Genomic DNA, 811 nt, shown 5'->3' with positions numbered 1-811 from the left:
TCGTCCGGTCCAGTCAACCAATTCAAGGTAATCCAGCAAGCGGAAAGGAAGCCCATCTGGCATGTCATTTCTCGGATTTCCCGCGAATGGATAAAGAGAGGGTGCTGATGCCTCGTCTTTACGAAGTGATTCAATGCGAGCTTTCACCGAAGTGAAATCGGATGTTTCTGGCGTCTTGGAAATACCGGCTCGAACAGGGTTTAAATCCACGTACGCCATGGCGGCGGCCAATGCTTTTTCATCCAACAACGCCTGACTTTTGAAACGACCTTCCCAAAAGTGGCCGGTGCAGCCGTCTTCGCGATTGGCTTCATGGGCAATATATTGGTTGAGCAGGCGCATGAACCAGCTGATGGAACAAAGTCTTTCCCGCCAAGTTTGGATGATTGCGAGGCATGCGTTTTTCTCGGCTTCAGTTGACGTTTCACCCTTTAAGAATCGCTGAATCAACACAGGTGCTCGGTGCAAAGTGCTCCAGCGTTGGATGACCTCGTGCTCTGAAAGGCGATGTGCTTTCTCGGTGTTGATATGCAGCACTAAATGATAGTGATTACTCATAATTGCGTAAGCACAAACATCAATGCAAAAGATGTTGGCAATCTGCTTTAATCGCTTCTCGACCCAGTCACGACGGTGTTCATAGCTGGTTTGAGTCAGCTCGTCATACCCGCAAAGGTATGAACGGCGTACGCATCTTGAAACACAATGATAATAGGGCGTTGCTTCGACAATAATGAGTTGGCTGCGTGCTGTTGTCATGGTTCTTGAATGAATAATCACTGGATGAATGAGGCGCTGTTCTCATAAACTG

At 48.1% G+C, this 811-nt stretch carries 1 protein-coding gene; it reads right to left on the bottom strand.

The features are described 5' to 3' along the window. The coding region (locus EA58_RS20225) for a transposase (protein WP_036757335.1) at window positions 1–759 on the bottom strand (759 nt) is incomplete at its 3' end. Window positions 760–811: the final 52 nt, after the last annotated feature.

The organism is Photobacterium galatheae, from assembly GCF_000695255.1.
GTDB lineage: Bacteria > Pseudomonadota > Gammaproteobacteria > Enterobacterales > Vibrionaceae > Photobacterium > Photobacterium galatheae.
The sequence above is the reverse complement of the archived record's forward strand: the minus strand, read 5'-3'. Positions and strand labels throughout refer to the sequence as shown.